The organism is Saccharothrix sp. NPDC042600, from assembly GCF_040647305.1.
Lineage (GTDB): Bacteria > Actinomycetota > Actinomycetes > Mycobacteriales > Pseudonocardiaceae > Actinosynnema > Actinosynnema mutabilis.
Window position 1 is genome coordinate 17,257 of sequence record NZ_JBEZBW010000090.1, and the last position, 16,854, is coordinate 34,110.

Annotated in this window: 14 protein-coding genes; 5 read left to right on the forward strand and 9 right to left on the reverse strand. The window is 72.8% G+C overall.

What is annotated here, in order from left to right; all coding sequences use genetic code 11:
* Genes AB0A74_RS34005 through deoC form a run of 3 tightly spaced genes read right to left on the reverse strand, consistent with a single transcriptional unit; the run spans nt 1 to nt 3,252 of the window.
* A complete protein-coding gene (locus tag AB0A74_RS34005) occupies nt 1-864 on the reverse strand; it encodes an aldehyde dehydrogenase family protein (RefSeq protein WP_358256034.1) in 864 nt (287 codons plus the stop codon).
* Nucleotides 857-2,290, reverse strand: coding sequence for an aldehyde dehydrogenase family protein (locus tag AB0A74_RS34010; RefSeq protein ID WP_358256057.1), 1,434 nt, complete (start codon nt 2,288-2,290; stop codon nt 857-859). The genes AB0A74_RS34005 and AB0A74_RS34010 overlap by 8 nt, the downstream gene beginning before the upstream one ends.
* Nucleotides 2,287-3,252 carry a deoxyribose-phosphate aldolase gene (deoC, locus tag AB0A74_RS34015; RefSeq protein WP_358256036.1) on the reverse strand — a complete coding sequence of 322 codons (966 nt, stop codon included), beginning with the start codon at nt 3,250-3,252 and terminating at the stop codon, nt 2,287-2,289. The genes AB0A74_RS34010 and deoC overlap by 4 nt, the downstream gene beginning before the upstream one ends.
* A gap of 129 nt (nt 3,253-3,381) precedes the next feature.
* Between deoC and AB0A74_RS34020 the strand changes: the two genes are divergently transcribed.
* Nucleotides 3,382-3,936 (forward strand): cysteine hydrolase family protein, encoded by a 555-nt coding sequence (locus AB0A74_RS34020; RefSeq protein ID WP_358256038.1) that lies wholly within the window; start codon nt 3,382-3,384, stop codon nt 3,934-3,936.
* 9 nt (nt 3,937-3,945) lie between these two features.
* Here the strand turns inward: AB0A74_RS34020 and AB0A74_RS34025 are convergent, their stop codons facing one another.
* The 4 genes from AB0A74_RS34025 to AB0A74_RS34040 all read right to left on the reverse strand — a co-directional run bounded on the left by AB0A74_RS34025 (nt 3,946) and on the right by AB0A74_RS34040 (nt 11,909).
* A complete protein-coding gene (locus AB0A74_RS34025) occupies nt 3,946-6,075 on the reverse strand; it encodes a bifunctional polysaccharide deacetylase/glycosyltransferase family 2 protein (protein ID WP_358256040.1) in 2,130 nt (709 codons plus the stop codon).
* On the reverse strand, nt 6,075-6,473 hold the full coding sequence (locus tag AB0A74_RS34030; protein WP_358256042.1) for a hypothetical protein: 399 nt from the start codon (nt 6,471-6,473) through the stop codon (nt 6,075-6,077). Before AB0A74_RS34030 ends, AB0A74_RS34025 begins: the two co-directional genes overlap by 1 nt.
* A 71-nt stretch (nt 6,474-6,544) precedes the next feature.
* Nucleotides 6,545-7,204 carry a DUF1707 domain-containing protein gene (locus AB0A74_RS34035; protein ID WP_358256044.1) on the reverse strand — a complete coding sequence of 220 codons (660 nt, stop codon included), beginning with the start codon at nt 7,202-7,204 and terminating at the stop codon, nt 6,545-6,547.
* Between the two features lie 70 nt (nt 7,205-7,274).
* Nucleotides 7,275-11,909 (reverse strand): trypsin-like peptidase domain-containing protein, encoded by a 4,635-nt coding sequence (locus AB0A74_RS34040; protein WP_358256046.1) that lies wholly within the window; start codon nt 11,907-11,909, stop codon nt 7,275-7,277.
* Between the two features lie 29 nt (nt 11,910-11,938).
* Here AB0A74_RS34040 and upp point away from each other — a divergent pair, with 29 nt between their 5' ends.
* A complete protein-coding gene (gene upp / locus AB0A74_RS34045) occupies nt 11,939-12,562 on the forward strand; it encodes a uracil phosphoribosyltransferase (RefSeq protein WP_358256047.1) in 624 nt (207 codons plus the stop codon).
* Nucleotides 12,563-12,610: 48 nt separating this feature from the next.
* Here upp and AB0A74_RS34050 read toward each other — a convergent pair whose 3' ends face one another.
* Complete coding sequence (locus AB0A74_RS34050) at nt 12,611-13,450, reverse strand: NAD(P)H-binding protein (RefSeq protein WP_358256048.1); 840 nt, start codon at nt 13,448-13,450, stop codon at nt 12,611-12,613.
* Nucleotides 13,451-13,673: 223 nt separating this feature from the next.
* On the opposite strand from AB0A74_RS34050, the gene AB0A74_RS34055 reads away from it, so the two are divergent.
* Nucleotides 13,674-14,951, forward strand: coding sequence for a glycoside hydrolase family 18 protein (locus AB0A74_RS34055; RefSeq protein WP_358256049.1), 1,278 nt, complete (start codon nt 13,674-13,676; stop codon nt 14,949-14,951).
* Between the two features lie 72 nt (nt 14,952-15,023).
* Here the strand turns inward: AB0A74_RS34055 and AB0A74_RS34060 are convergent, their stop codons facing one another.
* Nucleotides 15,024-15,620, reverse strand: coding sequence for a TetR/AcrR family transcriptional regulator (locus AB0A74_RS34060; RefSeq protein ID WP_358256051.1), 597 nt, complete (start codon nt 15,618-15,620; stop codon nt 15,024-15,026).
* 74 nt (nt 15,621-15,694) lie between these two features.
* Between AB0A74_RS34060 and AB0A74_RS34065 the strand changes: the two genes are divergently transcribed.
* Nucleotides 15,695-15,901 (forward strand): type II toxin-antitoxin system VapB family antitoxin, encoded by a 207-nt coding sequence (locus AB0A74_RS34065; RefSeq protein WP_343940088.1) that lies wholly within the window; start codon nt 15,695-15,697, stop codon nt 15,899-15,901.
* Between the two features lie 340 nt (nt 15,902-16,241).
* Nucleotides 16,242-16,625 carry a Fic family protein gene (locus AB0A74_RS34070; RefSeq protein ID WP_358256053.1) on the forward strand — a complete coding sequence of 128 codons (384 nt, stop codon included), beginning with the start codon at nt 16,242-16,244 and terminating at the stop codon, nt 16,623-16,625.
* The last annotated feature ends 229 nt before the right edge of the window (nt 16,626-16,854 follow it).

Sequence of the window (16,854 nt, forward strand, 5' to 3'; positions counted from 1 at the left end):
TCACACCCCGATCGGGTGCCAGACGGTCTTGGACTCCACGAACGCGCGGATGCGGGACAGGTCCGGCTCGCGGGTGAAGTCCTCGGCCGGGCGGGCGCGCAGCACGCGCTTGACCGTGCCCGCCGCCGACTGCTCCAGGTCCGCCCGCAGCGCCTCGGGCGCGCCGGTCAGGTCCAGGGCGTTCACGTCGGCGTGCGAGGCCAGCCACGGCGCGATCTCCGCCGTGCGCCCGGTCAGGACGTTGACCACCCCGCCCGGCAGGTCGGAGGTCGCGAGCACCTCGGACAGCGTCACCGCGGGCAGCGGCCGGTCCTGCGAGGTCACCACGACCGCGGTGTTGCCCGCCGCGATCACTGGCGCGACCACGCTGATCAGGCCCAACAGCGACGACTGCTGCGGCGCGAGCACCGCCACCACGCCGGTCGGCTCCGGCACGGAGAACGAGAAGTACGGCCCCGCCACCGGGTTCGACGCGCCGAGCACGGTCGCGATCTTGTCGGTCCACCCGGCGTACCAGACCCAGCGGTCGATCGCCGCGTCCACCAGGGCCTGCGCCTTCTTGACCGCCACGCCCTCGGCCGCGGCGACCTCGGTGGTGAACTGCTCGCGCCGGCCCTCCAGGACCTCCGCCACCCGGTACAGCACCTGGCCGCGGTTGTACGCGGTCGCGCCGGACCAGCCGGGGAAGGCCTTGCGGGCGGCGGCGACGGCGTCGCGGGCGTCCTTGCGGGAACCCTGGGCCGCGTTGGCCAGGAACGCGCCCTTGGTGTCGGTCACCGGGTAGGACCGGCCCGACTCCGAGCGCGGGAACGCGCCGCCGATGTAGAGCTTGTAGGTCTTGGCCACGGAAATCCGCTCAGACATCGAGGTACGCCTCCAGCCCCGTGCGACCGCCCTCGCGGCCGAAGCCCGACTCCTGGTAGCCGCCGAACGGGGCGGTGGGGTCGAAGCGGTTGAACGTGTTGGCCCACACCACGCCGGCGCGCATCTTCTGCGCCGCCCACAGGATGCGCGAGCCCTTCTCGGTCCAGATGCCCGCGGACAGCCCGTACGGCGTGTTGTTCGCCTTCGCCACGGCCTCGTCCGGCGTGCGGAACGTCAGCACCGACAGCACCGGCCCGAAGATCTCCTCGCGCGCGATCCGCATGGCCTGCGACACGTTGGAGAACACCGTGGGGGCGAAGTAGAAACCCTTCTCCGGCAACGGGCACGCGGAAGTCCAGCGCTCCGCGCCCTCGGCCTCGCCGGACGCGGTCAGCTCCTGGATCTTCGAGAGCTGCTCGCGCGAGTTGATCGCGCCGACGTCGGTGTTCTTGTCCAGCGGGTCGCCCACGCGCAGCGTCGAGACCCGCACCCGCAGCTTCTCCAGCAGCTCCTCGGCGACGGACTCCTGCACCAGCAGGCGCGACCCGGCGCAGCACACGTGGCCCTGGTTGAAGAAGATGCCGTTGACGATGCCCTCGACGGCCTGGTCCAGCGGGGCGTCGTCGAACACGATGTTCGCGGCCTTGCCGCCCAGTTCGAGGGTCAGCTTCTTGCCGGTGCCCGCGAGCTGCCGCTGGATGACCTTGCCGACCTCGGTGGACCCGGTGAACGCCACCTTGTTCACGTCCGGGTGGTTCACGACGGCCGCGCCGACGTCACCCGCGCCCGGCAGGATGTTGACCACGCCCGGCGGCAGGTCGGCTTGCTGGATGATCTCGGCGAGCACCAGCGCGGACAGCGGGGTCGTCTCGGCCGGCTTGAGCACGACGGTGTTGCCGCAGGCCAGGGCGGGTGCGATCTTCCACGCGGCCATGAGCAGCGGGAAGTTCCACGGGATCACCTGGCCCGCGACGCCCAGCGGGCGCGGGTCGGGACCGAGGCCCGCGTAGCCGAGCTTGTCCGCCCAGCCCGCGTGGTAGAAGAAGTGCGCGGCGGCCGTCGGGACGTCCACGTCCCGCGACTCCTTGATCGGTTTGCCGTTGTCCAGCGACTCCAGGACGGCCAGCTCGCGCGCCCGTTCCTGGACCAGGCGGGCGATGCGGAAGATGTACTTGGCGCGTTCGGCGCCGGGCATCTTCCCCCAGACCCGGTCGTAGGCGCGGCGGGCGGCCTTGACGGCCTTGTCCACGTCGGCGGCCGAGGCCGTGGAGACCTCGGCGAGCACCTCCTCGGTGCCCGGGTTGACGGTCTTCAGCGGCTCACCGCCGCCCTCGACGAACTGGCCGTCCACGAACATCCGGTAGTTCGGCTTGAGGTTCGCGATGTCCCGCGACTCGGGCGCGGGCGCGTATTCCCACATGATCAGTCCACCGTCACGTAATCGGGGCCGCTGTAGTGGCCTTCCAACTGGGTGCGCCGTTGCATCAGCAGGTCGTTGAGCAGCGTGGACGCGCCGAACCGGAACAGCTCGGGCGTCAGCCACTCCGGCCCGGCGACCTCGTGCACCGCCACCAGGTACTTGATCGCGTCCTTGGTGCTGCGGATGCCGCCCGCGGGCTTCACGCCGCGCAGCTGCCCGGTCCGGGTGTGCCAGTCGCGCACCGCCTGGAGCATCACGTGCGTCACCGGCAGGGTCGCGGCGGGCGTCACCTTGCCGGTGGAGGTCTTGATGAAGTCGCCGCCCGCGAGCAGGGCGAGCCAGGAGGCGCGGCGGACGTTGTCGTAGGTGGCCAGTTCGCCGGTCTCCAGGATGACCTTGAGGTGGGCGTCCCCGCAGGCGTGCTTGACCTGCACGATCTCGTCGAACACCTGGCCGTAGCGGCCGGACAGGAACGCGCCCCGGTCGATCACCATGTCGATCTCGGTCGCGCCCGCGTCCACGGCGAACGCGGTGTCCTCCAGCTTCACCTTCAGCGAGGACCGGCCGGACGGGAACGCGGTCGCCACCGACGCCACGTCGATGCCCGTGCCTTCGAGCTCGCCGACCGCCGTGGCGACCATGTCCGGGTACACGCACACCGCGGCCACCTTGGGCACCTCGGGCCGCTCCGGGTCGGGCCGCCGGGCCTTGGCCGCGAGCGAGCGCACCTTGCCGGGCGTGTCCGCGCCTTCGAGCGTGGTCAGGTCGACCATCGAGATGGCGGTGTCGATGGCCCACAGCTTGGCGGCCTTCTTGATGCTGCGCGTGCCCAGCCCGGCCGCGCGCTGTTCCACCCCGACCTGGTCGACCCCGGGCAATCCGTGCAGGAAGCGGCGCAGCGAGGCGTCGTCGCGCACCGCGTCCGCGAGCGCCGGCGGCAGCGACGGCGCAGTCGATGTGGCAGCCATGGCCCGAGTCTAAGCGGATTGGGACGCCCGTCCTAAGTGAAGCCGTCCGCGCTGGTCAGCGGCTTTTGTCGGGGGTTGTTCGTACGATCGGGGCAGGCTTTTCGCACCGTCCCGGACTATGGAGTCGCCATGACCACCCTGCCCGACCGGCCCCACACCGCGCTGCTCGTGATCGACGTGCAGAAGGGCGCGGTCGACGCCGCCCACGACCGCGACGCGGTGGTGGCCAACATCCGCACCCTGGTCGACCGGGCGCGCGCCGAGTCGGTGCCCGTGGTGTGGGTGCAGCACTCCGACGACGACATGCCGGAGGGCAGCGAGAGCTGGCAGTACGTGCCCGAGCTGGAGATGCGCGCCGGCGAACCCGTGGTCCACAAGAACTACGGCGACTCGTTCGAGGACACCGACCTGGAGGCGGTGCTTGCGGCCCGCGGCGTGGGCCGGCTGGTGGTGGCCGGGGCCCAGACGGACGCGTGCATCCGGTCCACGCTCCACGGGGCGCTGGTCCGCGGCTACGACGCCACGCTGGTGGGCGACGCGCACACGACCGAGGACCTCAGCGCCTACGGCGCGCCGCCGCCCGCCCAGGTGATCGCGCACACCAACCTGTACTGGAAGTACCAGAGCGCGCCGGGCCGCAAGGGCGGGACGGTCAGCACGCAGGAGGTCACCTTCACCGGCTGACCGGCCGCGTCAGGGCCTGCGGATGGGCGTCGTGACGGGGTCCTCCAGCAGCGGTTCGGGGGCGGCCTGGGCGGCCGTCCCCGTGCGCTTGAGCTTCTGCCACGGCAGCCGGGCGCCGGCGATCGCGGTCACCACCGACTGGATCACCACCAGGTACATGAGCTGCCGGTAGACCACCGGCTGGAGGAGCACCGCCCACAGCGGGCGCAGGCTCTCCCGGTCCAGCCGGAACGCGATGACGGCCGGGACCAGTTGCAGGACCAGGAAGCCGAACCACGCCCACGCGCCGCGGGCCGGGTCGGTGAACAGGCTGAGCACCGCGAACACGTCGATCGCCGGCGCGAGCACGGGCAGCACCACCTGGTAGAGCGCCAGGTAGGGCAGGCCCCGCCGGCCCAGCCGACCGCCCAGGCCCCGCTCGAACACCGCGCCCCGGTGCTTCCACATCGCCTGCAACGTGCCGTAGCACCACCGGTACCGCTGCCGCCACAACTGGCCCAGCGACGCCGGCGCCTCGGTCCACGCCCGCGCCGACTCCCGGTAGGTGACGGCCCAGTCCGCGCGTTCCAGGGCCATGGTCAGGTCGGTGTCCTCGGCCAGCGTGTCCTCGGGGACGCCGCCGACCTCGCGCAACGCGCTCAACCGGAACCCGCCCACCGCGCCCGGCACCGTCGGCATGCACTGCATGACGTCGTACATGCGCCGGTCGAGGTTGAAGCCGATCACGTACTCGATGTGCTGCCACCGGCCCAGCAGCCCGGTCCGGTTGCCGACCTTGGCGTTGCCGGACACCGCGCCCACCCGGGGGTCGGCGAACGGCTGCACCAGCTCGTGCACGGTGTCCGGCTCCAGCACGGTGTCGCCGTCGACCATCACGACCAGCTCGGTCCGGCAGTGCCGCAGACCGGTGTTCAGGGCCGCCGCCTTGCCGGCGTTGGGCTGCCGGATCAGCACCACCCGGGGCAGGCCGAGGCTCTGCACGACCTCGCTGGTCCGGTCGGTGGACCCGTCGTCCACGACGATGACCCGGACGTCCGCGGTGCTCGCCAGGATCGTCCGCAGGGTCGCCTCGATCCCGGCTTCCTCGTTGTACGCGGGCACGATCACGGTCACCGGCTGGGGCGGCAGCGTCCGGGCGTGCCGGCCGGGTTTGCGCCGGGCGTGGATGCCCGTGGTGCCCAGCAGCAGCACGGCGCGCAGCAGGGCCAGGACCGCCGACACCACGACCAGCCAGCCCATCAGGTCGGTCGCGAACCCGGCCGCGCGCACCGCCAGGGACACCGCGACACCGGCGGACCGCTCCACCGGACCGGCCTCCTGCACGGCGTCGGTCAGGCCCAGCGCGTCGCTCGCGGTCCGGAACTGCCGGCCCTGCTCCTTCAACGCCGGCACCAGGCGGTCCAGCGCGGCCACGGTCTGGGCGCGGTCGCCGCCGCCGTCGTGCATCAGGACCACGGCGCCGCGGTCGTCCTTCGGCGTCGCGGCGGCCGCGATGGCGTCCGCGCCGGGGTTGCGCCAGTCCTCGGTGTCCAGGTCCGACAGCAGGACCAGGTGCCCGGACGCCACGACCCGCTCCACGGCGGCCAGGTCGTCGTTGTCCAGCGCGTCCGGCGTCGCCGAGTACGGCGGGCGGACCAGCGTGCTGGTGCGGCCCACCGCGCCCGCCAGCGCGAGCCGCGTCTGGTCGAGTTCGAGGCTGGTGCGGGTCTCGCCGATCCGGCTCAGGTCCACGTGGGTGAACGTGTGCAGGCCCACCTCGTGGCCGTCGGCGACGATGCGTTCGAGCAGGTCCGGGTGCTGCGCGGCGGCCACGCCGGTGACGAAGAAGGTGGCCTTGACGTCCTCGCGGCGCAGCACGTCGAGCACCTGCGGCGTCCAGCGCGGGTCGGGGCCGTCGTCGAAGGTCAGCACGACCGTCCGGTCCGGCGCCGCGCGCGACACGAGCTTGTCGCCGTCGGTGCCGATCAGCGGGCCGCCCGCGCGCAACGCCTCGGGCACGTGGTTCGCGGGTCCGGCGACCGGGGCCTCGCCCTGGCCGACCCGCTTCACCACGAACAGGTCCAGCAGCAGCAACGCCAGCAGCACCAGCATCGACAGCGTCAGCAGCACCCAGTGGGCGCGCGGCGACGGGCGGGCCATCAGCCCTTGCCGGGTGGTGTCGGCCGGTTCGACGCGCCCGGCGGGTCGGCGCGCCTGCTCCCGGGCGTGCTCGGCGGGGTCGGCTCGGCGGTCGTCGTGACCGCCGGCGCGCCCGCCGCGGTCGTCCGGGCGGTGGTGCCGGCCGCGGTGGTCGGTTCGGCCGCGTCGGTGGTCGTCGTCGTGGTCGGCGGCGCGGTGGTCGTGGTGGGCGCGTCCTCCGCGGCCGGGATCGGCAGCAGCGACGACGGCTTCACCGGGCCACCGGACAGCGCCACGACCAGCAGCGCCACGTAGACGAGCACCCCGGCGACGGCGACGCCGATGAGCAGCCGCAGCACGCGGCGGCGGCGGCCGCTCGGGTCCACGAAGACCGGGGTCTGATCAGTGGTGGTCGTCATTCGACATCGCAAGGGGCGGGGGCGGGGACGCCGAAGACTAGCCCGTCACACGAGCGGGTGAGAAGCGGGTCTCAGTCCTCCAGTTCCTCGCGCTGGTGGCCCTTGAGCTTCTTCCGCTTGGGCCGCCGCACCTCGACGCCGGCCATGATCGCCACGCCGGTGATGCGCACCTCGGGACCACCCGGCACGGTCGGCGTCTTGTAGGTGGTGTCCTCGAACGCGCCCATGATCCCGGCGCCGTCCACCCGCACGGTCACGTCCTCGGGCACGAAGATCTCCACGCCACCCCAGAACGCGAACACGTTGATCGTCGTGTGCTGCCCCACGAACCGCGCCCGCGTCAGGTCCAGCCGCACGCCGCCCATGATCGCGACGACGCTGTGCGTGGCCGGCACGACCCAGTCGCCCTTGCGGTCCACCCCCGACCAGAACGCGATGGACGTGGACGGCCCGGACGTGCCCGCGATCCGGTTCGACGGCAGGTGCGACTGGTGGGGCTGGACCTGGTGCACGGGCTGCGGGACCACGATCCCGGTCATGCCGAGGTCCGCGGTGAGCGGCACCAGTTCCCCGTAGGTCTTGGCGGCGTAGACCTGCCCGAGCCGCTCGTCCAGCTCGTGCAGGTCCAGCCGACCCTCGCCGTGCGCTTTCTGGAGCACCTTGGCGACCTGCTCGCGGTCGGCGTCCGAGGCGCGCATCCGACTGGGGTCCGGCACCAACTCGTCACTCACCAGGGTGAGTCTAGGAGGGCCACCCCCGTTTGACGACCACCCGCGTGATCGGCCGGCGCGTGCCGACCGGTCACCCGACGAACCCCTTGCCGGGCAGCGGCCGGCCGGGGGCGAGCGCGCGGATGTGCGGGTAGTGGGCGTCCAGTTCACCGGCTTCGAACCGCACCTGCTTGACCGCCCAGAACACCCGCTCGTCGGACCCCTTGTAGTGCCCGTCGGGCAGCAGGACGACCTCGCGCTCGCCGAGCACGACGGTCCCGATCTCCTCCCCGGTCGCGGCGTCCCAGAACCGCACGGTGCCGTCGTCGCCACCGGTCGCGATCCGGCGACCGTTGGGGGAGAACGCGACCGCCCTGGCCGCCGCCTGGTGGCCGCCCACCACGAACCGCAGCCCGCCCCCGACCTCCCACACCCACGTGAAGCCGTCGGCCATGGCCGCCGCGACGAGCGTGCCGTCCGGCGAGAACGCCAGTCCCCGCACCGCCGTGTGGCACTCGATCACGCTGATCACGCCGCCGTCCACGCCGGCGACGCGGACGGAATCGGCGGCTCCGGTGGCCACCAGCCGGCTGTCGGGGGAGACGGCGATCGCCCCGATCTCGAAGGGGTGCTCGGTCAACGGGCGGGCGGTCCCGCCGGTCATCAGCGTGGCGGACCCGTCGTCGTGGGCGAGCAGCACGTGCCGGCCGTCCGGCGAGTACCGGGCGAGGACCACGTCCACCGGCTCGTCCGGGGGCGGGAACGGGATGTGCGCGCCGGTGTCGCCGTCCCAGAACGCGATCGCCTCGTCGTCGTCCGCCGTGACGACCAGGAGGCCGTCCGGGGAGAACGCCGCCGACCGGAAGTGCGCGCCCTCGATCCGGGCCGCCCCGCTGGAGTCGCCCAGGAGCCAGATCGTCGCCTGCCCGGCGCCGTTGGTGGTGACGGCTTTCGAGCCGTCCAGCGCGAGGTCGAGCGTCCGCAGTCGGTCGTCGCGGTAGGCGAAGGCCAGCTCACCGGTGACGAGGTCCAGCACCCGGAGCAGGTCGCCGCACGCGATCACGAGCTGCCGACCACCCGGCGTGAACGCCACCCCCGCCACCTCCCGTTCGGGCCTGGTCACCTGGGCGACAACGGACTCGTCCGCGTCCTGGCCCGGCACCCAGCCGATGGTCGGGACGAAGGCCATCGGCTCGGTCGGCGAGAACGCGGTGCCCGTGCCGTGCCACGGCCACGTGCGGACCGTCCGTCCCGCGGTCAGGTCGTACAGCTCGTCCACGTGCGCCCGCCGGAACACGACCAGGTCGCCGTCCGGCAAGGACTGGCTGCGCCACACGCCGCCGCCCGCGGGCTCGATCACCACCTCGGCCTCGTCCCGACCCGCGACCGCCGCCTCCGCCAGCTCCTCCCGCTCCGCACCCCGGACACCCAGCAACGCCGCCCGCCGCCACCGGCTGCCCGCCAGCAGCGCGCCCTCCAGGCTGCCACCCACCACGACCACCCCGGACAGGTCGGCGTCGCGCAGATCGGCCCCGCTCAAGTCCTTGTCCACCAACCGCTGCCCGCTCAACACCGCCCCCCGCAGGTGCGCCCCCCGCAGGTCGAGCCGGCCCAGGTCCGTCGCCCGCAGGTCCACACCGGACAGTTCCAGCCGGGTGGGCGCGTCCAGGCGCTGCACCACCGCCGTCGCGTTCTGCTTCTCCACCGCGCCGGCGTCCACGTCGGCCAGGACGCCCCGCGCCCACGCCACCGCGACCCCGTGCCCGGCCAGGTCGCACAGGAAATCCACCATCAGCCGGGACATCCGCCGGTTCGTCACGCCCGGAGCCGCGCCCGCCCGCAGCCGGTCGGCCCCGGACAGCGCGACCAGCCACTCCATCACCGACTGGTGCACAAACGCGAACCCGTCCTCGGTGCGCACCAGCAACGTCCCCGACCCCAGGGCGTGCGCGGCCTGGTCGATCGAATAACCCCGTTCCGCCAACCGGTTCAGCGTGGACACCACGGTGTCGGCCAGGTCGCCCGCCTGGATCGTGGTCGCGGTCGTCTCCCACAGCCGCAGGGCCAGCGCCGTGCACGCCGCCAGCCGTTCGGCGAACTCGAACGACGGGGTGCCGTGGCGGTGCTCCTGCCGCTTGGACTCGTACAACAGCCAGAAGTCCACCAACTCGCGGTACAGCTCCGCCGCGCTGATCCGGCCGTGCTCCCGGCGGACGTCGAGCAGCCGGTCCTCGTGCAGGTCCGCGATGAACGACAGCATGCGCGGGTTGCGGGACAGGCCCAGCAGGTCGTTGATCGCGCCCAGCAGCGCGAACCGCCGCCGCGCCCGCTCGGCGTCGCCGCGGTAGTGCCGGGTCAGGAAGTCCAGGATCTGGTCGTCGGTGAAGTCCTCCAGCACCACGCTGCGGCTGGCGCTCAACGCCGACACCTGCCGGCCCAGCGCGGTCAGCACCTGGCTGGTGGACCGGAAGTGCTGGCTGCGGCTGGTCAGCACGACCTTCGCCCGGTCCGTCACGGCCTTGAGCAGCGTGCCCAGGTAGTCGGCCGCGTTGTCGTAGCCGACCCGCAGCTCCAGCTCGTCGAACCCGTCGAACAGCAGCGCCAGCCGCCCGCTGCCGATCATGTACCGCAGCTTCGCGACGTCCACCGCCTCGACGCCCTCGCGCACGAGGTGCTGCGCCAGCAGCTCGTCCAGCGTCGGCGCCTTCTCCAACGACCGCAGCTCGACCAGCACGGGCAGCACGCCGGGCAGGTGCCGCGGCAGCTCCCGGGTCAACTGCCGCAGCAGGAACGACTTCCCGCGCCCGAAGTCGCCCAGCACCACCACGAACCGCGCGGTCTCGCGGCCCAGCCAATGGACCACCCGCGCCAGCACGTCCTCCCGCACCTCCGACGTGCCGACCACCGCGTACCGCTGCGGCACGTACAGCTCCGCCGGGTACACCAGGTCGTCGGCCAGCCGCCGCGCCTGCCGCGCGACCAGCGGGCGCAGGTCCAGCAACCCCTGGTACTCCACGAAACTGCGCAGCCGGACGCCCCTGCGCCGCGCCGCCAGCACCAGGTCGGCGGGCGCGGGCGGGCCGCCGTAGACCAGCTCGGACGGCACCGTCGGGTCCGCCGCCGCGAACGAGCCGTGCACGCCCGTCACGAACGCGTCCAGCCGGTCCGGCGCGGCCTCCGCCACCACCCCGACCGGCCACTGCTCGAACCCGCCGCCCTCCCGCGGCTTGGACACCCGCAGGTAGGACAGCTCGGCCAGCGGCGTCACGGTCGCGGACGGGTGCGCCACCCGCGTCGCCTCCAGCACCCGTTCGAAGAACGAGTCCCGCGCCGGCGCGACGGCGTCGAGCCGGCGGTCGCGCGGCCCGAACGTGCCGGTGAACGCGGGCCGGTCCGGGGTGTCGGCGACCCAGCGCCCGTCGTCGCGGTCGTAGTGGTGCGCGCGCCGCGTCGCGCCGTCCGGGCCGAAGGCCACCACGTCGAACCACGCGCCGTCGTCGCGCCCGCACAGCACGGCGTTGACGTCCAGCCTGGGCGGCGCGGCGCGGTGCACCACGCCCAGCCGCAGCCACGCCCGCCGCCGGAACTCCCGCAGCCGCCGGTTCACCCGGGTCACCTGCGCCTCGCCGGCGTCCGGCACGGAGTTCTCGTGGCTGAGCGGGATCGTCGAGTTCACCCCGGCCACGACCACGGAGATCCCGGCCAGCTCGAACACCGACCACGGCTCGTCCGGCGTGAACGTCGCCGCGCCGTCGTAGAACGCGTCGAACGCCGCCGCGAACGGCCCCCACTTCGGCCAGTACGGCGGCACGGGCGTCCGCTCCAGCGCCTCCTCCTGCGCGAAGTAAGCCTTGCACGCCAACAGGTTCACGTCCCGCGAGCCCGGCACGACGACCACCCGCGACCGCGGCAGCTCCACCGCCTCCGCCAGGTGCGCCAGGAACCGGAACCCGCGCTCGAACTCGCTCGGCCGCGCCGCCGCGGTCAGGTCGCCGGAGAACACGACCAGGTCCGGCCGCACGTCGGCCACCGCGTCGTGCAGCCGCCCGAACCAGGGCGCCTCGTCGTCGCCGAACCGCGTCGCGCCGGTGTGCAGCACGGTCACCGCGTCCCCGCGCCGCTCGCGCCACCGCTCCGGCCACACCGACCGCAGCCGGTCCGCCGTGATCGCGTAGCTGTCCTGCCCGGCGGTGGTCACGACGACACCCACCACCCGGCCGGTCTCCGGGTCCCACACCGGCCCGCCGCTGTACCCGCGCTGCACCTTCAGCGCCGACACGCTGTCCAGCTGCAACAACCCGCCCGACACCCGCCCGCGCACGACCGCCCGCACCCACGCCCCGTCCGGCCGGTCGCGGGGGAACCCGAACACGTCCACCGGGTCGCCCGGCCGGGGCGGGGTGGTGATCAGGTGCGCGGGCTCGACGCCGTCCGGCGCGGCGAACGCCAGCACCGCCAGGTCACCGCCCGCCGAACCCTCCCGCTCCGGGGGAGGCGTCCACGACGCCACCGAGGCCATCGCCGCCGCGCCCGGCAACGCGGGGAACTCCACCCGCACGGCCGCCATCGGCCGCTCCTGGGCGTGCAGGTCCAGCCCGGCCGCGAGGTTGACCACGTGCGCGCAGGTCACGACGTGCGTGCGGCTCAGCACCACACCGGCGCCGACGGTGCGTCCCGAGCCGTCCACGAACCGGGCGACGGAGGGCGGTAAGGAGCCGTCGGGCACCGCCTACCTGTACCACATACTGTCTGACCATGGACGTCCTCGTCGTCGATCACCCCCTGGCCCGGGCGCGGCTCACCACGATGCGCGACGCGCGCACCGACAACGCCGCGTTCCGCGCCGCGCTGCACGAACTGACCGTGATGCTGGTCTACGAGGCCACGCGGAACGCCCCGGTCGCCGAGGAGCGCGTGCACACCCCGGTGGCCCGGACCACCGGCTACCGCCTGGCCAACCCGCCGCTGCTGGTCCCCGTCCTGCGCGCGGGCCTGGGCATGGCCGACCAGGCGCACAAGCTGATCCCGGACGCCCAGATGGGCTTCGTGGGCCTGGCCCGCGACGAGGAGACGTTGCAGCCGACGCCGTACATGGAGTCGCTGCCGGAGTCCCTGGCGGGCCGCCCGGTCTTCGTGCTGGACCCGATGCTCGCCACCGGCGGCTCGATGGCCTACACGATCCGGCTGCTGACCGACCGCGGCGCGACGGACGTGACGGCGGTCTGCGCCCTGGCCGCCCCGGAGGGCATCAAGCACCTGGAGGACTCCGGCCTGCCGGTCCGCCTGGTCACCGCGAGCATCGACGAACGCCTGAACGACTCCGGCTTCATCGTCCCGGGCCTGGGCGACGCCGGCGACCGCCAGTACGGCGCGGTCTGACGGGGGACCGCGCTGCGCACACCCCGTGCGCAGCGCGGTCCCGCGGGATCAGCTCAGCTCGGCCGCGTGTTCGGCCGCCCACTCGGTGAGCGTCCGGCCCCGCCGCCCCACGACCTCCTCGAACGTCGGCCACACCGCGGGCGGCTCCTCGTTGAACTGCGCGTGGTAGCCGAGGATGTACTCCGCCACGTCGTACGGCAGCCCCACGTCCCGGATCAGCGACGCCCGCGCCTGCCCGTAGGTCAGCGCCTCGAACCCGATGTCCCGCCCGAGGCCCGCGCCGATCGCCGCCGCCTGCTCCCGGATGGTCAGCGACTCCGGACCGCTCAACGGGTACGCCTTGCCGGCGTGCCCGTCGTCCAGCAGCGCCCGCACGGCCACCTCGGCGATGTCGGCCTCGTGCACCGGCGCGCCGGGGGCGTCGGGGTAGGCGTGGCGGACCACGTTCTCGTGCTTGATGCTCGACGCCCAGATGAGCTTGTTCGACATGAACTCGCCGGGGCGCACGTGCGTCCACTCCTTGCCGGACGCCTCGATCGCCTTCTCCACCGACTCGTGCAGCTCGTAACTGCCGGGGCGCCGGGTGGTCACCGCGTCGCTGGACAGGAACACCACCCGCCGCAGGTCGCGGCCGCGGTCGAGCAACGCCGCCGCGAGACCGGCCGCGTCGGCGGACTCCAGCACGGCCAGCAGGAACACCGCCGTCACGCCGTCCAGCGGCACCTCGTCCGGACGGGCGAGATCGCCCTTCACAGTCACGACGCCCGCCGGGAAGCCCGCCTTGTCCGGGTTGCGGCTCAACGCCCGGAATTCCGCGCCCTCCTTCACCAGTTGCGCCACGACGTGCCTGCCGACGTTGCCGGTCGCGCCGGTCACCAGGATCGTCACCGTTCCCCCTCGTGGATCGGGTATTCAAGTTTGAACACCGGCACGCTAGCGCGCCCGTCCCACCCGCCGCACATGCAAACTTTTGCACCAACTGTGAACGGTGAGCCGTAGCGGAAGTGGTCGGGATGACCGGATTCGGCCGAACGGCCGTAGAGGTGGTCTAGACCTCAGCCCTACCGTGGTCTGGACCACACAGCCGCCGCCTCCACCCGCGAGGAGAAGCATGTCGAGCAGGAGATGGGTGCTCCCCGCCCTCCTGGCGTCCGCGCTCACCGTGTCGCTCGTGCCGCACGCCGCGGCGCACGACCGCAGCGAGAAGCGGACGGTCGGCTACTACACGAACTGGGCGGGCTACGACCGGAACTTCCTGGTGAAGAACCTGGTCGACAACGGCACCGCGCCCCGGCTCACCCACCTGAACTACGCGTTCGGGTTCCTCGACGAGACCGGCAAGTGCGTCAGCTCCGACCCGTGGGCGGACTACCAGCGGCCGTTCTCCGCCGAGCAGAGCGTCAACGGCAAGGCCGACGAGGCGGGCCAGCCGCTGCTGGGCAACCTCAACCAGCTCAAGCAGCTCAAGGCCAAGCACCCCAGGCTGCGGGTCAACATCTCGCTCGGCGGCTGGACCGGGTCGAAGCACTTCTCCGACGCGGCGCTCACGCCGGAATCCCGTGCGGCGCACGTGAAGTCGTGCATCGACCTGTGGCTCAAGGGCAACCTCGTCGGCGCCGCGCCCGGCGCGGCGGCGGGCGTGTTCGACGGCATCGACCTGGACTGGGAGTGGCCCGCGAGCCCCGGCGCGCCGGGCAACGTGGTCCGGCCGGAGGACCGCGAGAACTTCACCGCCCTCCTGGTGGAGTACCGCAAGCAGCTGACCGCGTTGAGCTGGCGGACCGGCAAGCGCTACGACCTGACGGCGTTCCTGCCCGCCGACCCGGCCCAGGCCGACCGCGGCTTCGAGATCCCGAAGGTGTTCTCGTTGCTGACCTTCGCGACCATCCAGGGCTACGACTACCACGGCGCGTGGGACCCGTTGACCAACCAGCAGTCCGCGCTGCGGACGCCGGCGGCCGACCCGACCACGCCGAAGTTCAGCACGCAGGTCGCGATCGACCACTACCTGCGCCGCGGCGCGCCGCGCGGCAAGACCGTGCTGGGCGTGCCGTTCTACAGCCGGGGCTGGACCGGTGTGCGCAACGAGAACAACGGCCTGTTCCAGCCCGCGGCCGGTCCCGCGCCCGCGACCTACGAGGCCGGGTACGAGGACTACCGCATCCTCAAGGCCCAGCTCGGCAAGTTCACCGTGCACCGCGACCCGAAGGCCGGGCACGCGTGGCTGTTCGACGGCACGACGTTCTGGACGTGGGACGACCCCGTGGAGATCAAGCGCAAGGGTCGTTACGTGGCCGAACGCGGCCTCGGCGGCGCGATGATCTGGTCGCTGGACGGCGACACCGCCGACGGCGAGCTCATCCGCGCCCTCAAAGACGGGCTGTCCTGACCGGGACGGTCCACCGGGGTCCGGGGAGGTTTCGCGGCGGCCTCCTCCCCGGACCCCACCCCTCCCGCTCCGCTAGGAGCGCTTGCGCCAGCCCTCGATGTGGGCGCGGATCGCGCGCTCGTAGGCGGGGGCGATCTCGACGCCCGGGGGCAGGTTGCCGTTCAGCTCCAGGCTGACCAGGCCGTGCACCATGCCCCACATGGCCAGCGCGATGTGTTCGAGCGGGGCGTCCACGAACAGGCCCGACTCGACCGCCCGGCCGACGTTGGTGACCAGCGGCGTGAACGTCTCCGCCGCGGCGGCGTTGGTTTCGTCCGATGGGGTGAAGTTCGGGACGACCTTGCTGAACATGACCAGGTAGAACTGCGGGTCGGCCAGGGCGCTGTCGCGGTAGGTTAGGCCGATCCGGACGATGTCCTCGACGGGGTCGTCGGTCTCCGGCAGTTCCGCGAGGCGGTCGCCGAAGCGCCGGAAGGCCTCTTCGTAGAGGGCGTCGAGGAGTGCCGGCTTGCCGCCGAAGAGCGAGTACACGGCCGTGGTGGACGTGTTGACATCCGCCGCGAGCCTGCGCAAGCTCAGTGCGCCCGGTCCTTCCGTGGACAGCAGTTCGCCCGCGCGGTCCAGGAGGCGGACGCGGAGGGCGTCGTCGTGGGTCTTCGGTCGCGGCACCCCCGCATTCTATCGCAACAGTGTTATAAAACTCGCTCTAGCCAGTGTGGTATCAGGTTGGTACCGTGCTGGACATGGCGATGACCCTGCGTCTGAGCGACGAGGAGAACCGGCGGCTCGACGAGCTGGCCGCGGCTGAGGGCCGGTCGAAGCAGGAGGTCGTGCGGCTGGCGCTGGCCGAGCGGTGGGCCCGGTTGCAGAAGGAGGAGCAGCTGTCCGAGGTGCTCGGGCGCGTGCTGCCGAAGTACCGCGGGTTGCTGGACCGCATGGGTTCGGCCTGAAGGTTCATCCATTCCCGATCGAGTGAAGTGCCCTGACGTTCGAACAGGTGTTCGATAGTCTGGGTTCATGCAGCTCAATCGACGTAGTCCGCTCCGTTCCCTCGTGGTCCGATGCGAACGGGCCCGCCGCCGGTGGGCGCCCCGGTATGGTGCGCCGTTGAAGATCGGGCCGTGGCCGGCGTGCACCTCGGTGCGCCGCGCGGTCGACACCATCCCCGACGCCGGTAGTGCGGTCGGGTTACACGGACCTGAAGTGGTGGGTGGAGGTGCCGGAGGCATCCCGGACGAGGCGTGGCCGCGCCGAAGTCCCCGCCGCTCAGGACAGGGAGCGCGTCAAGCAGTGGTCAACTACCTCGACGCCGGCGACTTGCTCGTGCTGGCGACCGCCGTCACCGGCGGGGATCTGGTCGTGCGCGACTTAGGTCTCCTCGATTCCGCAGCGCACCGGCCCCGGGCCACAGTGCTCGGCGTCGAGGCATACGACACGCTCTGGCTGAAAGCCTCGGCCCTGCTCGACTCGATCGTGCGCACCCGGCCCCTGGCGGAGGGCAACTGGCGGCTGGGCTGGGTCGCGGCGGTGACGTTGTGCGACATCAACGGCTGGTGGATAGACGCGGAGGAGGACGAGGCCCTGGACCTGGTGCGAGCGCTGGGCCGGGAACAGATCGACGTCCCGGACATGGCCGCCCACCTGGAGGCGTGGAGCACCCCGAAGGACGACTAACCCACCCACCCACACCACCACCGCACGGGCCACTCCGGCTCGGGCGGCGATGGGCCACGCACGTGCGGGCTCGGGCGGCGATGACTCGCGCGCCGGCGACCCGACCCGCCGCGCCCATGCCAGGCGAGCCGCCGCGCCCACCGCCACCAGCTTCACACGCCCGCCCGCCCGCGCTGCCCGCCCGCGCTGCCCGCCCGCGCTGCCCGCCCGCGCTGCCCGCCCGCGCTGC

Excerpts from the sequence above, each read along its gene's own strand:
- AB0A74_RS34005 (WP_358256034.1), bottom strand. The coding sequence starts at position 864 with ATGTCTGAGCGGATTTCCGTGGCCAAGACCTACAAGCTCTACATCGGC.
- deoC (WP_358256036.1), bottom strand. The coding sequence starts at position 3,252 with ATGGCTGCCACATCGACTGCGCCGTCGCTGCCGCCGGCGCTCGCGGAC.
- AB0A74_RS34020 (WP_358256038.1), top strand. The coding sequence starts at position 3,382 with ATGACCACCCTGCCCGACCGGCCCCACACCGCGCTGCTCGTGATCGAC.
- AB0A74_RS34025 (WP_358256040.1), bottom strand. The coding sequence starts at position 6,075 with ATGGCCCGCCCGTCGCCGCGCGCCCACTGGGTGCTGCTGACGCTGTCG.
- AB0A74_RS34030 (WP_358256042.1), bottom strand. The coding sequence starts at position 6,473 with ATGACGACCACCACTGATCAGACCCCGGTCTTCGTGGACCCGAGCGGC.
- upp (WP_358256047.1), top strand. The coding sequence starts at position 11,939 with ATGGACGTCCTCGTCGTCGATCACCCCCTGGCCCGGGCGCGGCTCACC.
- AB0A74_RS34055 (WP_358256049.1), top strand. The coding sequence starts at position 13,674 with ATGTCGAGCAGGAGATGGGTGCTCCCCGCCCTCCTGGCGTCCGCGCTC.
- AB0A74_RS34065 (WP_343940088.1), top strand. The coding sequence starts at position 15,695 with ATGGCGATGACCCTGCGTCTGAGCGACGAGGAGAACCGGCGGCTCGAC.